This window comes from Asanoa sp. WMMD1127, assembly GCF_029626225.1.
Lineage (GTDB): Bacteria > Actinomycetota > Actinomycetes > Mycobacteriales > Micromonosporaceae > Asanoa.
In genome coordinates, this window is sequence record NZ_JARUBP010000001.1 from 6,739,585 (window position 1) to 6,757,354 (window position 17,770).

The 17,770-nt window shown below is 72.7% G+C and carries 14 protein-coding genes; 6 read left to right on the forward strand and 8 right to left on the reverse strand.

Translation table 11 applies throughout. The features are described 5' to 3' along the window. Window positions 1-7 precede the first annotated feature (7 nt). The gene (locus O7635_RS32200) at window positions 8-607 is read right to left on the reverse strand and encodes a TetR/AcrR family transcriptional regulator (RefSeq protein WP_278084257.1); all 600 of its coding nucleotides are present in this window, start codon (window positions 605-607) and stop codon (window positions 8-10) included. 42 nt (window positions 608-649) lie between these two features. Between O7635_RS32200 and O7635_RS32205 the strand changes: the two genes are divergently transcribed. The 5 genes from O7635_RS32205 to O7635_RS32225 all read left to right on the forward strand — a co-directional run bounded on the left by O7635_RS32205 (window position 650) and on the right by O7635_RS32225 (window position 6,904). Further along, a complete protein-coding gene (locus O7635_RS32205; protein WP_278084258.1) occupies window positions 650-2,128 on the forward strand; it encodes an NAD(P)/FAD-dependent oxidoreductase in 1,479 nt (492 codons plus the stop codon). A 105-nt stretch (window positions 2,129-2,233) separates the two neighbouring features. Beyond that, window positions 2,234-3,097, forward strand: coding sequence for an SDR family oxidoreductase (locus tag O7635_RS32210; protein WP_278084259.1), 864 nt, complete (start codon window positions 2,234-2,236; stop codon window positions 3,095-3,097). Then, entirely contained in the window at window positions 3,094-3,900 is an 807-nt protein-coding gene (locus tag O7635_RS32215; protein WP_278084260.1) for an alpha/beta fold hydrolase, read from the forward strand. The genes O7635_RS32210 and O7635_RS32215 overlap by 4 nt, the downstream gene beginning before the upstream one ends. A gap of 454 nt (window positions 3,901-4,354) precedes the next feature. Then, complete coding sequence (locus tag O7635_RS32220; protein WP_278084261.1) at window positions 4,355-5,545, forward strand: low temperature requirement protein A; 1,191 nt, start codon at window positions 4,355-4,357, stop codon at window positions 5,543-5,545. A gap of 24 nt (window positions 5,546-5,569) precedes the next feature. Continuing rightward, window positions 5,570-6,904 (forward strand): pentapeptide repeat-containing protein, encoded by a 1,335-nt coding sequence (locus O7635_RS32225; RefSeq protein WP_278084262.1) that lies wholly within the window; start codon window positions 5,570-5,572, stop codon window positions 6,902-6,904. A gap of 232 nt (window positions 6,905-7,136) precedes the next feature. On the opposite strand, the gene O7635_RS32230 is transcribed toward O7635_RS32225, so the two are convergent. Beyond that, entirely contained in the window at window positions 7,137-7,676 is a 540-nt protein-coding gene (locus O7635_RS32230; RefSeq protein ID WP_278084263.1) for a hypothetical protein, read from the reverse strand. Window positions 7,677-8,480: 804 nt separating this feature from the next. Here O7635_RS32230 and O7635_RS32235 point away from each other — a divergent pair. Beyond that, window positions 8,481-9,227: a hypothetical protein gene (locus O7635_RS32235; protein WP_278084264.1), complete on the forward strand. Its 747-nt coding sequence runs from the start codon at window positions 8,481-8,483 to the stop codon at window positions 9,225-9,227. Between the two features lie 60 nt (window positions 9,228-9,287). Here O7635_RS32235 and O7635_RS32240 read toward each other — a convergent pair whose 3' ends face one another. The 6 genes from O7635_RS32240 to O7635_RS32270 all read right to left on the reverse strand — a co-directional run bounded on the left by O7635_RS32240 (window position 9,288) and on the right by O7635_RS32270 (window position 17,684). Continuing rightward, the gene (locus O7635_RS32240) at window positions 9,288-11,543 is read right to left on the reverse strand and encodes a hypothetical protein (protein WP_278084265.1); all 2,256 of its coding nucleotides are present in this window, start codon (window positions 11,541-11,543) and stop codon (window positions 9,288-9,290) included. A gap of 110 nt (window positions 11,544-11,653) precedes the next feature. After that, window positions 11,654-11,995 (reverse strand): STAS domain-containing protein, encoded by a 342-nt coding sequence (locus O7635_RS32245; protein ID WP_278084266.1) that lies wholly within the window; start codon window positions 11,993-11,995, stop codon window positions 11,654-11,656. 283 nt (window positions 11,996-12,278) lie between these two features. Further along, a complete protein-coding gene (gene ppgK / locus O7635_RS38170) occupies window positions 12,279-14,192 on the reverse strand; it encodes a polyphosphate--glucose phosphotransferase (RefSeq protein WP_347405316.1) in 1,914 nt (637 codons plus the stop codon). A 71-nt stretch (window positions 14,193-14,263) separates the two neighbouring features. Continuing rightward, window positions 14,264-16,411 (reverse strand): hypothetical protein, encoded by a 2,148-nt coding sequence (locus O7635_RS32260; protein ID WP_278084267.1) that lies wholly within the window; start codon window positions 16,409-16,411, stop codon window positions 14,264-14,266. Window positions 16,412-16,448: 37 nt separating this feature from the next. Further along, a complete protein-coding gene (locus O7635_RS32265) occupies window positions 16,449-17,135 on the reverse strand; it encodes a CPBP family intramembrane glutamic endopeptidase (protein WP_278084268.1) in 687 nt (228 codons plus the stop codon). A gap of 81 nt (window positions 17,136-17,216) precedes the next feature. Further along, the gene (locus tag O7635_RS32270) at window positions 17,217-17,684 is read right to left on the reverse strand and encodes a hypothetical protein (RefSeq protein WP_278084269.1); all 468 of its coding nucleotides are present in this window, start codon (window positions 17,682-17,684) and stop codon (window positions 17,217-17,219) included. Window positions 17,685-17,770 lie beyond the last annotated feature (86 nt).

Here is a 17,770-nt window from a genome sequence, read left to right on the forward strand (position 1 = left end):
CCCTGGTTCATGGGTGTTCCGGGACGACGGCGGTGAAGAGGGCGACGACGGAGTCGCGGAGGCCGGCGAAGGAGCCGCCGGGTTCGCCGCTGGGGCCGACCACGTCGAGCATGAGCTCGTTGATGCCGCCGACGAGGGCGAGCGCCATCGGTGGGGTGAGGGGCGCGATCCGGGGGTTGGTGGTGCGGGCGGTGTCGACCAGGTCGACGAGGGTCTGGGCGAACTCGCGTTGCATGCGCTGGCGCATCCGGTAGGCACGGACGCCGGCGGCCTGCATCTCGACGACCACGGCGCGGTTGACGGGGAGCAGCGCGTCGAGGGTGCCGAGGTAGGCGTCGGTGAGGGCGCGGACGCGGTCGGGCCAGGGCTGGTCGACGGCGCCGGCGCTGCGGAGGGTGGCCATGATCCGTGTGCAGGCGTCGCCGTAGAGGGCCATCAGGCACTCCTCCTTGTCGGCGAAGTGCTCGTAGAAGGTGCGTTTCGAGACGCGCGCGTTGGCGACGATGTCCGCGATGGTGGTCGCGGCGTAGCCTTTCTCGGCGACGGCGTTGGCGAGGGCGAGCTCGAGGCTCGCGCGGATGTCGGCTGCGGTGCGCGGGGCGGTCATGGGTGTCGCCTCCGTCGGAGTGCTCGTGGAGGTGAGCCGATCATGGACGCCGACGCTGACGCCGCGCCCGCATCGTCCCGGCACACCCGGATCGCCGTCGTCGGCGCGGGCTTCGGCGGGATCGCGGCAGGCCTGCGGTTGCGCCGGGCCGGGCACACCGACTTCCTGATCTTCGATCGCGGGGCGGAGGTGGGCGGCACGTGGCGCGACAACACGTACCCGGGTTGTGCCTGCGACGTGCCGTCCCACATGTATTCATTGTCGTTCATGCCGAACCCCGGGTGGAGCCGCAGTTTCTCGGGGCAGGCGGAGATCTGGGCGTACCTGCGGGGCTGCGCGGCCGAGCTGCGCCCCCGGTTGCGGCTGCGGCACGAGGTCCGGGGCGCAGCGTGGGTCGGCGATCGGTGGGTCATCGACACCTCTTCGGGTCAGTACACGGCGGAGTTCCTGGTCGCCGCCGGCGGGCCGCTGTCGGAGCCGGTGGTGCCCGCCCTTCCTGGTTTGAGCGCGTTCGCGGGCACGACGTTCCATTCGGCCCGCTGGCGCCACGATCTGGACCTGCGCGGCCGGCAGGTGGCGGTGATCGGCACGGGCGCGTCGGCGGTGCAGTTCGTGCCCCGGATCGCGCCGTCCGTGGGCGGCCTGGCGTTGTTCCAGCGCACCGCGCCGTGGGTGATGCCCCGCCGCGACCGTGACCTCACCGCGCGCGAACGCCTGGCCTTCGCCCGCGTGCCGGCGCTGCGGCGCCTCGCCCGGGCGGGCGTCTACTGGGGACGCGAGCTGGCGGCGTTGGGTTTCCTGCATCCGCCGCTGGTCGGCCTGGCCGAGCGGGCGGCCCGGCGCCACCTCGCGGCGTCGATCACCGACCCGGCGCTGCGGCGGGCGCTGACGCCGTCGTACCGGTTGGGCTGCAAACGCGTGCTCCTCTCGGACGACTTCTATCCCGCGCTCAACCGGCCGAATGTCACGCTGGTCACCTCGCCGATCACCGGCGTGACCCGCGACGCGCTCGTCACCGCGGACGGTGTCGCTCATGCCGCTGACACGATCATCTTCGGGACCGGGTTCCAGGTGACCGATCCGCCGTTGGCTTCCGTTATCCGCGGTGTTGACGGCCGCACGCTGGCTCAGGCGTGGGACGGGAGCATGCGCGCGTACCTCGGGTCGTCGGTCACCGGCTTTCCCAACCTGTTCCTGTTGCTCGGCCCGAACACCGGCCTGGGCCATACGTCGGTCGTGTTCATGATCGAGTGCCAGCTCGACCACCTGTTGGGCTTGCTGCGGCATGTTGGGCGCTCGGGTGGCGGGGCGTGGGAGCCGACGCCGGCGGCCCAGGCCCGCTATGTCGACTTCGTCGACCGCCGGATGGCGGGGACGGTGTGGCAGTCGGGCGGGTGCCACAGCTGGTACCAGGACCGCACCGGCCGTGTTTCCGCCCTCTGGCCTGGGCACACGTGGTCGTACTGGCTCCGGACTCGGCGCTTCGACGTTGACGCCTATCGCCGGGTCGCGGTTTCGTGAGCGCTGATCGCGGCGGGCGCGTCGCGGCTTCGGCTGGCGAGGCCGTCTGTCGCGGCGGCGGAGGCCGGGCATGCGTCGTAGGCTCCCCCTCACCGAGGTGATCGCATGAAAGACAGCGTCCTGTTCATCACCGGCGCCGCCCGCGGCATCGGCGCGCACACCGCGCGGCTGGCCGTGGCGCGCGGCGCCCGCGTGGCCCTGGTCGGCCTCGAGCCAGACCTGCTCGCCGACCTGGCCGCGTCGTTGGGCGACGCCGCGCGCTGGTTCGAAGCCGACGTGACCGACCAGGCGGCGCTCGACGCCGCGGTCCGCGGCACGGTCGAGGCGTTCGGCGGCATCGACACCGTCGTCGCGAACGCCGGCATCGCCAACCGCGGCACGATCGCGGTCGGCGACCTCGAGGCGCTCGTCCGCACCATCGACGTCAACCTGATCGGCACCGTCCGCACGGTCGGCGCCACGGTCGCGGCGGTGTCCGCCCGCCGCGGGTACTACCTCCTCGTCTCCTCCGCCGCCGCCTTCGCGGCGTTGCCTGGCATGTCCGGTTACTGCGCGGCCAAGGCCGGCGTCGAGCACTTCGGCAACGCCATCCGCCTCGAGCTCGCCCACCGCGGCGTCGCGGTCGGCACCGCCCACATGACCTGGGTCGACACCGACATGGTCCGGGACGTCAAGGACGACCTGCCCTCCTTCCGCGCCGCCCTCGACCGCATGCCGGGCCCGTTCGGCCGCAGCGTGCCGGTCGAACGCTGCGCGGCCGCGTTCGTCGATGCGATCGCCCGCCGCCGGCGCCGCGTCTACGTGCCGCGCTCGATCGTCCTGGCCGCCGCCGCCCGTACGGTCGCCAACGGCCCCCTCGGTGGCTGGGTCAGCCGCCGCGCGGCCGCCACGTCGGTGCCGGAGCTGGAGGAGCAGCTGCACGCCCTCGGCCGCGGCTACGGCCGCAACACGGCGCCCCAGACGAGATGACCGCGGTCGACCTCGTCCACGAACGCCGCGGCTCGGGGCCGCCCCTGGTGCTCCTGCACGGCATCGGGCACCACTGGCGCGCCTGGGAGCCCGTGCTCGACCTCCTGGCCGCACACCACGACGTGATCGCCGTGGACCTCCCCGGCTTCGGCCGCTCCCCCGTGCCCGCGGCCGGCGTCACCGGCATGCCAGGTCTGGTGAATGCCTTGGCATCGTTCATCACCTCCCTCGGTCTGGCCCGCGAAACCCTGCCGCACGTGGCCGGCAACAGCCTGGGCGGCGCGATCGCGCTCGAGCTCGCCGCCGCCGGCCACGTCGCCTCCGCCACCGCGCTGTCCCCGGCCGGCTTCGCCAGCGCCGGCCAGCTCCGCTACGCGGTGGCCGTGCTCACCGCCCACCGTCTGGTCTCCCGCCTACCCACCCCTCTCGTACGCGCCGTGCTCCGCTCCCCTCGCCTACGCGCCGCCGCGTTCGGCATGCTCCTGTCGCGCCCGGGCCAGATCACGGTCGAGCGCGCCGTCGCCGACTCGCTGGCCCTGCGGCACGGGCCGGCGTTCCGGTCGGTCGCCCGCGCCAGCCGCGGCTACGCCTTCACCGGCGCGCCGACGGTGCCGGTCACCATCGCGTGGGGCACGCGGGACCTGATCCTGCGGCCCCGCCAGGCCGCCGTCGCCCGGCGCGGACTGCCCAACGCCACCCACGTCGACCTGCCCGGTTGCGGCCACGTCCCGATGAGCGACGACCCAGACCTCGTGGCCGACCTGATCCTCACCACCACCGGCGCCAAACAACCCCCTTCCTGAAACCTCACGTCCGCCGGACCCGCGACCCCGGTCGTGGGCCCGCACCGGCGACGCTGCCGCCCCGACGCAGGTCGGGCCGACCCGACGCGGCCGAGCGACCCCGACGCGGCCGAGCGACCCCGACGCGGCCGAGCGACCCGACGCGGCCGAGCGACCCGACGCGGCCGAGCGACCCGACGCGGCCAGGCGACCGGGCGCGGCCGAGCGACCGGGCGCGGCCAGGCGACCGGGCGCGGCCGAGCGACCGGGCGCGGCCAGCTCGGGCGGGCGCGGCCAGCTCGGGCGGGCGCGGCCAGCTCGGGCGGGCGCGGCCAGCTCGGGCGGGCGCGGCCAGCTCGGGCGGGCGCGGCCAGCTCGGGCGGGCGCGGCCAGCTCGGGCCGGCGTGGCCGACACACGGCGTGACCCGCCGCGTGCGCGTACCCTCGCCGCTTCCGCCTGTGAAAAGGTGCCTGCGTGACGACTGCCTCAGGCCGCCGCTGGTACCGGCCCATGCGAGCCAGGTCTTCGACCGAGGCGCATCGTGCCTCGACGCCGTTGGAGCTGTTCTTCGACCTGTGTTTCGTGGTGGCGGTCGCGCAGGCGGCGGTGTTGATCGAGCACGCGGTCGAGGAGCACCACTTCGGCCATGGGATCCGCTCCTACGCCATGGTGTTCTTCGCCATCTGGTGGGCCTGGATGAACTTCACCTGGTTCTCCTCGGCCTATGACTCCGACGACGACGTCTTCCGCCTCACGGTGCTGGTGGCGATCGTCGGCGCGCTGATCATCGCGGCCGGCATCCCGCGGGCCTTCGACAACGACGACTTCCTGATCGTCGCGATCGGATATTCGGTGATGCGGTTCGCCAACGTCGGCCAATGGATCCGGGCTGCGGTCTCGGATCCGCAGCACCGCCGCACCGCCACGCGCTATGCCATCGGGATCGTCGTCGTCCAGGTCGGCTGGTGGCTGCTCCTGTTGGTGCACGGGAGCGGCTTCTACTGGCTGTTCCTCGGCCTGGTCGTGGCGGAGCTGCTGATCCCCGTGTGGGCCGAGCGAACGGGCATGACCGAATGGCACCCGGGTCACATCGCCGAACGCTACGGCCTGTTCACCCTGATCGTGCTCGGCGAGGCGGTGCTGGCCGCGTCGCTCGCCTTCGAGAGCGGACTCGGATCGGGCGCCGACGCCGAGCTGATCTGGCTCGCGGCGGCCGGGATCATCATCGTCTTCGCGATGTGGTGGCTTTACTTCGACCGCGAGAGCATGCCGAAGCCACGGTGGAGCTTTCTGTGGGGGTACGGCCACTACCTGATCTTCAGCTCGGCCGCGGCGGTCGGCGCCGGCGTCGCTGTCAACGTCGTTCACCGGACCGGCGAGGCGCACATCTCCGACCTGGCGGCGGGCTACGCGATCGCGATCCCGGTCGCGGTCTACACCGTGTGCGTGTGGGGCCTGCACTTCCTGCCGCATGAGCGTGGCCTCCTTCTCCTGACGCCGCCGGTGGGGGTGGTGCTGATCCTGTTGGCGCCGCTCGTGCCCGCCACACCGCAGGTGATCGCGGTGCTGCTGGCACTCGTGGTGGCGGTAACCGTAGTCCTCACAAGACGCGCCCTCGCGTTATCCACAGATGAGAGTTATCCACAGGCCGAAAGCTCCGATTGACCGATCGATGGGATGCTGTCCGCCGTGGCAGATCCCAAGCGCACCGACGACCTTCGTGTGATGCCGTGGTGGTACGTGCTCGTCGGCGTGCTCCTCGCCATCGCCCTCGGCTGGCTGGTCATCGACTGGCTGCTCGGCGAGGCCAACCGCGCGAGCGGCGTCGACGCCCGCGCCACGCTGCGCGTCGACGCCATCCGCACCGGCCTCACCGTCGTCGCCGGCACCGGCGGCGGCCTGGCCCTGCTGCTCGCCGCGCGCCGCCAGTGGCTGAGCGAGCGGGCGCAACGCCACCAGGAGTTCACCGGCGCCCGCGACCACACCCACCGCGAGCGCGTCCAGGCCCACACCGAGAAAGCGCAGGAGGAGCAGACCCGCCTCACGGAGTACGACGCGACGGAGCGCCGGGTCACCGACCTGTTCACCAAGGCGGTCGAGCTGTTGGGCAGCGACAAGCCGGCGGTCCGGCTCGGCGGCCTCTACGCGCTGGAGCGCCTCGCCCAGGACAACACCGGCCAACGGCAGACGGTGGTCGCGGTGGTCTGCGCCTACCTACGCATGGGCCATGACGGCGACCACGAGGACGAGGTACGCCGCAGCGCTCAGCGTCTGCTCACCCGCCACCTGCACGCCGACGTCCCGGACAGCCACTGGCCGGAGGTACGGCTCGACCTGGCGGAGACGCGGCTGGTCGACTTCGACGCGAGCGGCTGCACCCTCGTCGAAGCCGACTTCACCGGTGCCCGCCTCACCGGCACCACCCGCTTCGTCGACGCCAAGGCCCAGGGCCGGTTGACGTTCGCCCGCGCCACGTTCGACACGGTCACGTTCCAGGGCCTGCACGCGTCGGGCGACCTGATCCTCGACGACGTGACCGTCGAGGGCGAGGCGACCTTCGACCGCGCCGAGTTCGGTGGTGAGGTCTCCGCCCGGCGGGCTCGTTTCGGGTCCGCGTCGTTCGTGGAGGCGGTGTTCGACAAGACGGTGAACCTCGACCACGCCGGGTTCGAAGAGGCGACGTCGTTCCGGTCCGCGACGTTCCACAGTGGCCTCTCGATCGAGCGGGGCACGTTCGAGGCTGACGCCAGCTTCCGGTCCACGACCTTCGAGGACATGGCGTTCTTCCGCTGGACCGCCTTCCACGGCGACGCCTACTTCGACAACGCCGACTTCCAGGGCGCTGTCAACCTCGCCCGGTCCGAGTTCCACGGACGCGCCCGCTTCGACAACACGGCGATGCGGCGCCGTCCCAACATCGACCACGTCCGGGCCGCCGCCGACCAGAACCACATCTGGCCGACGGGCACGGAAACCGAGAAGGAGAGCGACAACTGGATAGTGCTGATCGATCGACGCGCCTAGGCGCAACCGCGGAATGCCCGCATCAGATGATGCGCCGCGCGGCGGACACACCGCGGCGCGCGCGACCGGCCGGTGAGCAGCGCCCGGCCACTACGGGCGAGCCGGCCCCAGCGCGGGTTGCCGACCAGCACCGGGTCGGCGACCGCACGCTGAGACCACAGACGCGGATCGCGCGGTCCGCGCACGCCGAACCGCACGCCGTGCGCCCCCGCCGCACGCCGCGACAGCGGCGTCAGGTTCGGAGGCGGGAACGCGGCCCGAACCGTCGTGCGAGGGCGAAGCCTCCACCGGCGACAGCGGTCACGATGCCCAGCGCCGACAGCAGCGCGAGCGCCGTGCGACCGCCTCCGGACTCCGCAGGCTGTGCCGCGGCGGCAACACCGACCACCAGCGTCGCGTCACCGGCCCGCCCGTCGTCACACTCGGCCACCACGTCGTAGCTGCCGGGCGCAGCGTCGGCCGGGATCTGATAGGCGACACGGAAGGCACCCGGTCCCCCAGCCGGATGCGGCGCCAGCGGGAGCTCGGGCGGCCCACCGAACGGCGTGACGTTGACACTGGCCGACGTCGCGCGGGCCCCGCACCAGACGTCGATCGTCGTCTTCCGACCGGGCACCGACTTCGGCGCGAACACGGTGGCGTCGGCCGGCGCCTCGCGAGCGGCAGCCCGGTCCGCCGCCGCGGCCGGCACGGCCCGCCCGACCAGGCCGGAAGCCGCCAGCGCCGCGCTGGCCAGCATGACGAGAGACGCCAGCGGCACACCGACACGCACGCGGTCGAGCCTCCCACCCGAGCCACCCCGGCCGCCCAGACTTCGCCGCATGACGCCATCCACCCCCAGCGCGTACCCGCTAGCCCCAGGAGATCAGAAATTCCGCATCAGCCGCCCTTTTCGGGCATTCCGGCGCCTCGCCGAGACGCTCCAGTTAGGATCATCAGCCCGTGACCACGCCAGCACCGAGAGCGGACGCCGACGATCGGCAAATGCGGCACAAGCTATATACCCGGCTCATCGTCCAGACGGGACGATATGGCCGCACCAGCGCCATGAACGCCAGGCCACCAACAGGCGACCGATAGACGCCAGGCCCACCCCCGCCTCGTACACCCGGCGACCGCTACTCCCCCATTCGACCGACCCAGCGGCATGGGCCCCGATTGAGGGTGGACGCTTCCGAACTGCCAGGCTTGTCCGCGTGTGCATGGATTAAACGGACAAGCCGGTATGGCACCTTGCCGGCCCGAGCCCTCCCACGGTCGTCCCGCCTGCCCACCTGACCGACGACCAGATGTGGCGCAGACCACAAAAGTGGCAGGTCAAAGTGGTGCGAGCCCTGTCTAACCTCTTCGGGTGCCGCGCAAGGAAATAGGAAAACATCGACATGACGGAAATCGCCCCACTACCCGTTCGGTTGAGGTCACCCCAGGCGGACAGCCGATCGGACGTCACAGGAGAGAGCTCGAGTCGAGTGAGCTGAGCAAGCTCCGTACCCGGCTCCAACCGATATTCGCGACCCCCACCGCGCGTATCGGTCTCGTCGCAGGACTCGCGTGCTGCCTCGGCCTCGCGGCCGCGGTGGAGACCCGCGACGCGAACGAGCCGGCCCGGGCCGTCACCTCGGTGGCGGCGGCGGAGCAGGCGGCGGCGCGAGCCGCGGCCGAACGGTCACTGGCCGAGACGCAGCAACGCGCGTCCCGGTCCAACGCCCGCGAAGCCCTCACCCCCGCACAGTCCCCCACGTCCACCCCCACCCCGACGCCGACGGCCACTACCCCCAAGGCCCCGGCGCCCACCAAGACCAAGACCCCCACCCGCAAGCCAACCCCCCGCACCACCACGACGAAGAAGGCCAGCACCGCGACGGCCACCAAGGCGAAGGCCGCCGTCGTCGCGCCGGTCGCCGGCCTGACGCAAGCCCAGATGAACAACGCGGCGACGATCGTCAAGACCGGCGTCAGCATGGGCATCCCGGAGCGCGGCCTGATCGTCGCGATCGCCACCGCGATGCAGGAGAGCACGCTGCGCAACCTGGCCAACACCGGGCTGCCGGAGTCGCTCAACTACGCCAACGAGGGCACGGGCTACGACCACGACTCGGTCGGGCTCTTCCAGCAGCGCACCAGCACCGGCTGGGGCACGGTCCAGGAGCTCATGACGCCCTCGATCGCGGCGTCGAAGTTCTTCGCCGCACTGCAGCAGGTGTACGGCTGGCAGAACATGTCCATCGCCGGCGCCGCCCAGGCGGTGCAGGTGTCCGCGTTCCCGGACGCGTACGCCCAGCACGAGTCGGCCGCCACCACGGTGGTCGAGGCGTTGATCTGACCCGAGCACGCATGACGACCCGGGCGGCCCACTGGTCGCCCGGGTCGTTCCGTCGCAGGGTCAGCGAATCACCGAGGTGCGCCGCCCCCGAAGCCGCGGCCACTTGCCCTTGCCCTGCTTGCCGTCGTCCGCCGCTTCCTCATCACCGGGTACGGCCGACCGGGGCGCCTTCGGATCCACCGGCGCCGCGGGCGGGGCCTCCCGCCCGTCGCCACCGTCGGGCGCGCCGGGCCGCAGCGACGGCAACCCCCCGGTCCCCGCCGTCTCGCCGACCGCGGAGCTCAGCCCGTTGTCGCCCACATCGGCCTTGGCCGACAACCCACTCGGACCCGGCGGTACGCCCTGCGCGTCACCGTCACCGGCCGCGCCCCCGCTCGACCCGCTTCCGCGCCGCTTCCCGCCCTTCGCCGCCCCTGGGGCGCCGGTATGACCAGATGGGCTGCTGTCGGCGTTCTCAGCCGCCTTGCCGTCGCCGGACCGCTTCCCGCGGCCGCCCTCGGCCGAACCGCTGTCGCCGGCCGCCTGGCCGCCGCCCTGCCGCGCGCCGTTGTCACCGGGACGCCCACCACCGGGAGAACGCCCGGCCGCGTTACCCGACCGCCCAGCCGGCGCAGCCTTGGGCGCCGGCCCGTTGCCACCGTTGGTCGTCGGCGCCGGCGCCCGCCCGGTGATCGGCACCCCGGTACGTCCGCTCTGCCCCGCCCGCGCAGCGCTCCCGTTGCCGGGCGTGGCCACCCGACCCGCGGCCGGTCCGGCCCCGTTCCTGTCGGCCGCCGCCCCGCCTGGCTGAGCGCCTGTCCCATCGCCGCGCTGGCCGGAAGCCGCGCCGCCTGGCTGACCGCCGGTCCCATCGCAGCTCTGGCCCGCACCGTTCGCGGACTTCCCCACGAAGCCGTTCGAACCCGCCTGCCCGCTGGAGGTGGCCGCGGCCGACCCGGCCGCCGGCGCCTTGCCCGCACCCGGCTCGTTCGCCTGGCCATTGCCACGGCTCGAATCGGCCTGGCCCTTGCCCGCACCACCGGCGGCCGGGCCTGATGCCGATGAGCCCGCAGCGCGCGGCTTGCCGCCGTCGCCCTGGGTGCGCCCAGGAGCCGCACCCGCCGAGGCGGGACCAGCCGCAGGAGACTTCGCCGCGCCGGGAGCGCCCGCCGCCGAGGACTGACTACCGTTGGCACCCGCCGAGCCAGCAGGACCCTGCCCACCCGAGGCCCCCGTCGAACCACCAGCCGGCGACTTCGCCGCGCCAGAAGCGCCCGCCGCTGAAGGCTGGCTGCCATTGGGGCCCGCTGGACCCCGCGCACCCGACGTACCAGCGGCCGACTTCGCCGCGCCGGGCGCGCCCGAGCCCCGCGGGCCGGCGCCGTTGCCGGCGTCCGACCCTGCCGGCGACTTCGCGGCCGGCTTGCCTCCGGTCGCGGTGGGTGGCTTGCTGGTGCTGCCGGGCACGCCGGCGCGCCCCGTCGCCTTCTGCGCGGCACCGCCGCCGCCGGACGCCGGGCCGGCGTGGCTGCCCTTCGCAGGAGAGACGTCCTTGGCCGACCCGCCCTTGCCGCGCCCCTTGCCCAGCAACCCGCCCTTGCCGAACAGGCCGCCGGCCTTGCCCTCCTTCGAGTGCGACGACTCCGGCGCCGCAGCGCTCGGAGCCGACCCGCTGATCGGCGCGGCGTTGTGCACCGGTGCCACCTCGCCGTTGACGGGGGTGGGCGCCGGGCGACCGGCCGCAGCAGCGTCGTGCCGTGCCGCCGCCGCGTTGCCCTGCACTGCGGGCTTGCTCGCGTCGTGGTGGCCGCCGCCGTCGTTGCGCTGGGTGCCCGCACCCGCGCGAGACCCCGCCGCGGAGGAGGCTCCGGCATTCGAGGGGGCTTTGGCCGGGGAAGCGGGGGCCGCGGCGGGCTCGAACGTGATCGTGGAGAGGACCTGGTCCGCGTTCTCCTCGCGGCGGCGACGGGCGGCCAGGGCGAGCTCGAAGTCGCGGCGGGCGTTCACCGCGTCGTGGTAGGCCTCCGCGCGGATCCGCTGGGCGTCCTCGCGGGCCTTGGCCACCACCTCCCGCGCCTCGGCGATGATCTCGGCCGCCTCTTCCTCGGCCAGCATGACCATCTGCTGTACGCGGGCCGTGTTCCGGTATACCGCGGGGCGCGAGCGCAGCATCTCGTGCAGGCGTTCGGCTTCGGCGCGGACCATGCCCAGTTCGACCCGCATCGTGGCGGCGCTCTCAGCCTGCGCGGTGGCGCTCGCGAGCTGCTCGCCCAGGTCCAGAAGGCAACTGTCGACCTCGTCGCGGTCGTAGCCGGATTCGACGATGGAGAAGTCCATTAGCTCGCCCCCAGGTAGCCAGTCGTATCCCCTCCCGGCCATCCTCCCGAGGCATTACCCCGTTTCGGGCCGTTTCGCGGAATTAAATCCACATTGGCCCGCGGGGGCGGCTACGTGTCGATGTCGTCGCTCAACAGCGTGTCCAGCCCACTGATCTTGAGTACGCGCGCCACGACTCCCCGCGCGCCGGTCAGCCGCAGGGAGCCCCCGGCAGCCGAGCTGAGGTGATGACCGCGGATGAAGGCCGACATTCCGGTTGAGTCACAGAACGTCACAGCCCGAAGATCGATAACGATCAGGGTACGGCCGTCGCCGAGCACCTCGTCGATGCGCTCACCAAGGTACGGCGCGGTGCTCAGGTCGAGCTCGCCGGCCAACCGCAGCACCACCACATCGGGCCGGTCGTCCCGGCTGACCGTCAATGTGACGGGGGCGTCGTCAATCGTTGCCACCTAGCAAGGATATAGCTCAGCAGGCCGCGCCGCGCCCCGGGTACGACCACCAGATTACGCACCCACCGAGGACCGGACCCCGGTAACCGACCAACCACTTCGGACCAGGCACGAAACCCGCCGCCCACACCCCGATAGCGGACGCGAGGCGACCGGATTCCCCGTCTCGCGGCACCCAAACGTCCAACCAAGACGCGGTCCCCACGGCCAGCCACAGAGAGCGACCATCAGCGACGGGCGACGGACAAAGCCTCGACGTGCGACACCGCGGCATCGAGATCAATCAGGTGGACCGCTTCGCGGCCTTGCGCGTCGCCGTCTTGCGCACCGGGCTCGTCGCCCTGGCCGACGACGGCGTCCGGCGCGCCGCGCTGGTCGTCTTGCGCGCGGCGCTCGTGGACTTGCGGCCCGAGGTGGACTTGCGCGCGCCTGCGGACTTGCGCCCCGCGCCGCCGCGGGCGGTGCTGGCCTTGCGGGCCGTGCCGGACCGGCGGGCCGGCCCGGTGGACGCCTTGCGCGGCGCGGTCGACTTCCGGGCGGTCGTCGACGTGCGGGTCGCCGGCGCCTTGCGAGCCGCCGACTTGCGTGGCGTCGACGCCTTACGGCCGCTCGACTTCCGCGCCGACGTCGACTTGCTCGCCGTCGACTTCCGAGGCGCGGCCGACGCGCCGGCCGTCGACTTCCGGGCCGAGGTGGACCTGCTCGCCGTCGACTTCCGAGCCGACGTCGACTTACTCGCCGCCGACTTCCGAGCCGACGTCGACCTGCCCACCGTCGACTTACTCGGCGTGCCAGCCTTACTCGCCGTCGACTTGCGCGGCGCGGCCGCCTCGCTCGCCGTCGACTTCCGCGGTATACCGGCCCTACTCGCCGTCGACTTCTGCGGTGTACTGGCCCTGCTCGCCGTCGACTTGCGCTGCGTGCCAGCCCTACTCGCCGCCGACTTCCGCGCGGACGTCGACTTGCGCACCGTCGACTTACTCGGCGTGCCAGCCTTACTCACCGCCGATTTGCGCGCCGACGTGGACCTGCTTCCCGCCGACTTGCGTGGCGTGGCCGCCTTGGTCGCCGTCGACCTGCTCGCCGACGCGGACTTGCTCGCGGACGTGGACTTCCGCGCCCCAGTCGACTTCCGCGCCCCAGTCGACTTCCGCGCCCCGGCCGACTTGCTCGCGCCAGCCGACCTGCTCGCGCCACCCGACTTGCTCGCCGTCGAAGCCTTGCTCGCCGACGAAGCCCTGCGCGGCGACGTCGACTTCCCCGCCGAAGCCTTGCTCGGCGATGTCGACTTCCCGGCCGCCGTGGCCTTGCGACCACTCGAAGCCTTCCGCGGCGTCATCGACGTGGCCGCCGCGCGGCCGGGGCCCGAAGCCGCCTTGCGGGCCGTGGAAGCCTTGCGCGGCGCCGACTTGCGGGCCTCCCCACCGCCCGCCGCCCCGTCGCCGACCATGCGCCCGTCGCGCGCCTGCGGCGTCGCCAGCGCCGCGCCGATGATCCCGGCGTTGTTGAGCAGCATCGCCGGCACGACGGGGGTCTCGATGTCGAGGCGGGACAGGAAGTTGTCGGACTTGCGGCTCACGCCACCACCCACGATGAACAGGTCAGGGCTGAGCAGCTGCTCGAGGTGCTGCAGATACTTGCGTACCCGCTTGGACCAGGCGCCCCAGCCGAGGTCCTCCTCCTGGCGCACGCGGGCGGCCGCACGCTTCTCGGCGTCGACGCCGTGCATCTTGATGTGACCGAACTCGGTGTTGGGCACGAGCTTGCCGTCGATGAAGACGGCGCTGCCGATGCCGGTGCCGAACGTCAGCATCACCACCTTGCCCTGGTGGCCCTTGCCGGCGCCGAACGCCATCTCGGCCAGGCCGGCCGCGTCGGCATCGTTGATCAGCGCGACCGGGCTGCCGATCTCCTGCGAGAAGAGTTTGGCGCCCTCGGTGTTCATCCACGACTTGTCGACGTTGGCCGCGGTGCGCACAACGCCGTTCTGGATCACGCCAGGGAACGTGATCCCGACCCGCTCGGGGCTGGAGCCGAAGTGGCGGACCACCTCACCGACGGCCGATACGACGCTCTTCACGTTGGAAGGCTGCGGCGTGTCCACCCGGAAGCGTTCGCCGACGAGCTCGCCGCGCTTGATGTCGACCAGCGCGCCCTTGATGCCCGAGCCGCCGATGTCGATGCCGATAAACGCCATGAATTCACGTTACGCCCGGTACGGGCGTTGCGCAGGGATTCCTCACGGACCACTCAGCGCTCCGGTCCAGCTCAGGACAGGGGTGGCGGCGTCAGTTTGCGCTTATCCACAGTGGATTCGGAAGTGCGGCTGTAGCGCCGCTCGCCGGCATTCGCCCGCCGGCTGCCGACCCAGGTCGCGGCCGGTGGCTGCCCGCCGACGTCCCGCGGCGCCCGGGTGCCCGCGTCGGCCGAGGGAGGCGGGACCGACGCATCGTCGTGCGGCGGCACCGTGTCATGGTCCCCGGCGCGCGACTCGTCGAGCACCTCGCCGACGATCTCGGTGGCATCCTCGCCGGAGGACTCGGTCGTCGCGACCTCCGCACCGTGCGCCGCCGCGCTCTGCGTCGACACCCCTGCCACCAGCCCACCGGCCACGGCGCCGCACCCGACCGCGGTGGCGCCGCCGATCACGCCGGCATGCGAGTGGCATCCACCGGTAAAGGCAGCACGGACCCGAGCCCCCAACCCCGGCGCACCCGCTCCAGCCGCACCCGCGCCAACGGCACCTGCACCAGCGGCACCCGCGCCGACCGCCCCGGCACCAGCCGCACCCGCTCCAGCCGCACCCCCGCCTGCCGCACCCGCGGCCGGCCGAGGCCCGGCGCCGAGCAGATGACCGTAAGCCCCGACCGGCAGGCTCGCGAAGGTAGGCGCCACGCCGTCCCCGGACCCATGCCCGGCGCCAAGTAGGTGGCCATAAGCCCCGACCGGCAAGCTCGCGAAGTAGGGAGCAGGACCGCCACCCGTCTCCGGCAGCACCACCGGCGCCGACCCGGGCCCGCCCAGCGGAGGCGGCCCCGCCGACAGCGGCCGACCGCCGGGCGCCGGCTCCATCAGCCGCCGCGACGGCGGACCCAACGGCGGCGACGGCGTCGCGAACTCCGGCGCCGCCCCGGCCGCCGTGATCGGTCCGGGATACCCACCGGGCCCGACATCCGCCGCACCCGACGGCACAGCCACCCCACCGTCCATCGAAGCCATCGCCGGCGACGCACCTCGCCGCGGCAAAGACGGAGCGGCCGAGCTGCCAGCGGACCCCGAGGACAGCGCCGGGACCGCCACACCAAGGCCAGGACCAACACCAACACCCACCGGCGACCGACGCCCGGCCTCCTCCGCCTCGGCCGAGCCCTCGTCCGCCGCCGCCTCCTCACGCACGGCGTTGCGGATCGCGAACTCCAGCGCCGCCAACAGCAGCAGGTCGATCAGCAGCGCCGGGATGGCGGCGAACTGGTACACCGCGAACTCGAACACGCGGGTCAGCAGCAGGTCGATCAGCACGGCCCGCTGCAGCCACCGGTACCCCGTCACCCGTCGCTTCTGCCGCAGCCGCACCAGGCCCCAGACCACGCACGCGGCCGAGACCAGCGCGGACGCGCCGCCGACCGCGGTCGGCACGGGGTCGGTGAACCGGAGCACGACGTCGGCCCCGGCCTCCCGGGCCAGCAGCGCCGCGACGATCAGCAGGGAGATCGCCAGCGTCACCACCGTCTGGATCAGCAGCACCACGATCGTCGCGATCATCGCCGGCCGGGTACGCAGCGCCCGCGCGATCCGGGCGGCCACGCGCGTGCCCATCTGGCTCACGTCGTACTTCTCGGCCCGGCCCTTCGGGATCTGGTGCACGAGGGCGGTCGCCGCGTCGGTGCCCGGCAGGCCGCCGGCCGCGTGCAACCGGCGCAGCGCCATCTCCCGCGAGTGGTCGGTCATGCCGTTGGTGACGCCGGCGGCGGCCGTGGTCAGCGCGGCCGCGTAGAGCTCACGGTCGCTGAGCGGGCGCCGCCCGTGCAGGGCGTGGATCCCGAGGACCAGCAGGACGATCACCACGTACATGATCGCGATGCTGGGGGTGAAGAAGTAGTCGTTGTCGGTGGTCAGGAACTTGCCGACCTCGTCGATGAACAGGCCGAACCCGACGCCGGCCAGGAACGACCCCAGGGGTCTGATCACCCGCCCGTTGAACGACAGCAGTCCCATCACGCCGACGGCCATCAGCAGGCCACCCCAGAGGACGTGCGCGATGTGCAGCCCGTCGCCGCCGAGGCGCGGATAGCCGGTGATGAACAGGGCGAACCGGATGGCCAGCACCGTCGCCACGGCGACGACGATGAACTCCATCAGCAGGGGCACGGCATTGGCGGCTCGCGGGAGCCCCCAGCGCACCAGGCGATCGCCCACGATTTCTTCGTACCAAATGCGAGTGAGATTCGCGGCATTAACCCGAAATGGTCCAGAGCACCGCACCCAGCACGTACGCGAGGCCGTTCGTCGCCCAGTGCAGCCCGATCGGCGCGAGCAGACTCCCCGACCGCCACCGCAGCACCGCCAGCACCAGCCCCGCCAGCACGGTGACCACCACCGCCGAGACGGTCACCGCGAACGCCGCCGAACCGTAGACCTCGCCGACCACCCGGTTGTTGCCGCCGAGCCCGAGCGACGGCAGCACGTGCCACAACCCGAACAGCACGGACGAGACCCAACAGGCCCACCACGGCCCGCGCAGCCGGGCGACCATGCCCCAGACCACGCCGCGGAAGGCGACCTCTTCCAGCAGCACGGTCCCGACCGGCACGCCGACCAGCGCGGCGAACAACGCGCCGCCCACGCCCAACCGGGCCCGCTGGTCGAGAAAGGCGTCGCGTCCGGCAGGCACCGCCAGGGCCAGCAGGTAGACCACCAGCACGAGCACCGCGGCGACCAGCGCCCACCGCGCTCCACGCCGCCACGAAGCCCGCGCCAGACCAAGATCAGCAAGCGACAGTCCGGCCGCCCGGGCCAGCCCGAGGAGCACCAGGACCTCCACCACCGAGATCCACGGGTACGCCCACGCGAGCGCGACATTGTTGAGGTAGTTCGCGACGCCGAGCACCGCGACCACCGCCACCAACCACCGAACCCGCACGCAGACCAGTGTCGGGGGGTTGGCACAGGTCGCGCGCGGGTTCGGCGTCCCTGAAGTCAGGGTGTCAGCGCGGCAGGACGGTCACTTCCAGTCGTGGCCACCACGAGGGCCGTGACCGCCGCCCCAGCCGGCGCCACCGCCCGGGAACACGCCCTTCTCGGCGGCGGCGATGATCGCGTCGGCCTGGGCCTGGGTCAGCTTGCCGTCCTTGACCGCCTCGGCGAGCCTATCCTTCAGCTGGTCGGCCCGCTGCGTCTTCGCGTCGGCCGCGACCTCCTTCTGGGCCTTGGCCAGCGCGTCGGCGACCTTGTCCTGGTCGATGCCGAGCTCCTTGGCCAACGCGGCCGCCAGCTTCTCCTGGCGGTCCTCGCGCGCCTGCTTCGCCTTCTCCTGCCAGTCCTTGCCCTGGTCGGCGGAGGCGGACGACGACGAGGACGGCGCCGGTGACGGGCTGTCGTCGCCGGCCGCGAAGGCCGGCACGCTGATCCCGATCGCCAGAACGCCGGCGGCGCCGGCACCCACCAGCGCGATCTTCCTGGGTACTCGCATGAATCCAACTCCAGATCGTTGAGGGGACCCGGAGCACTCTGCGTCACGTCGCTGGGGGAAACATTGGTCCTAGCTAGCAGTTTCCT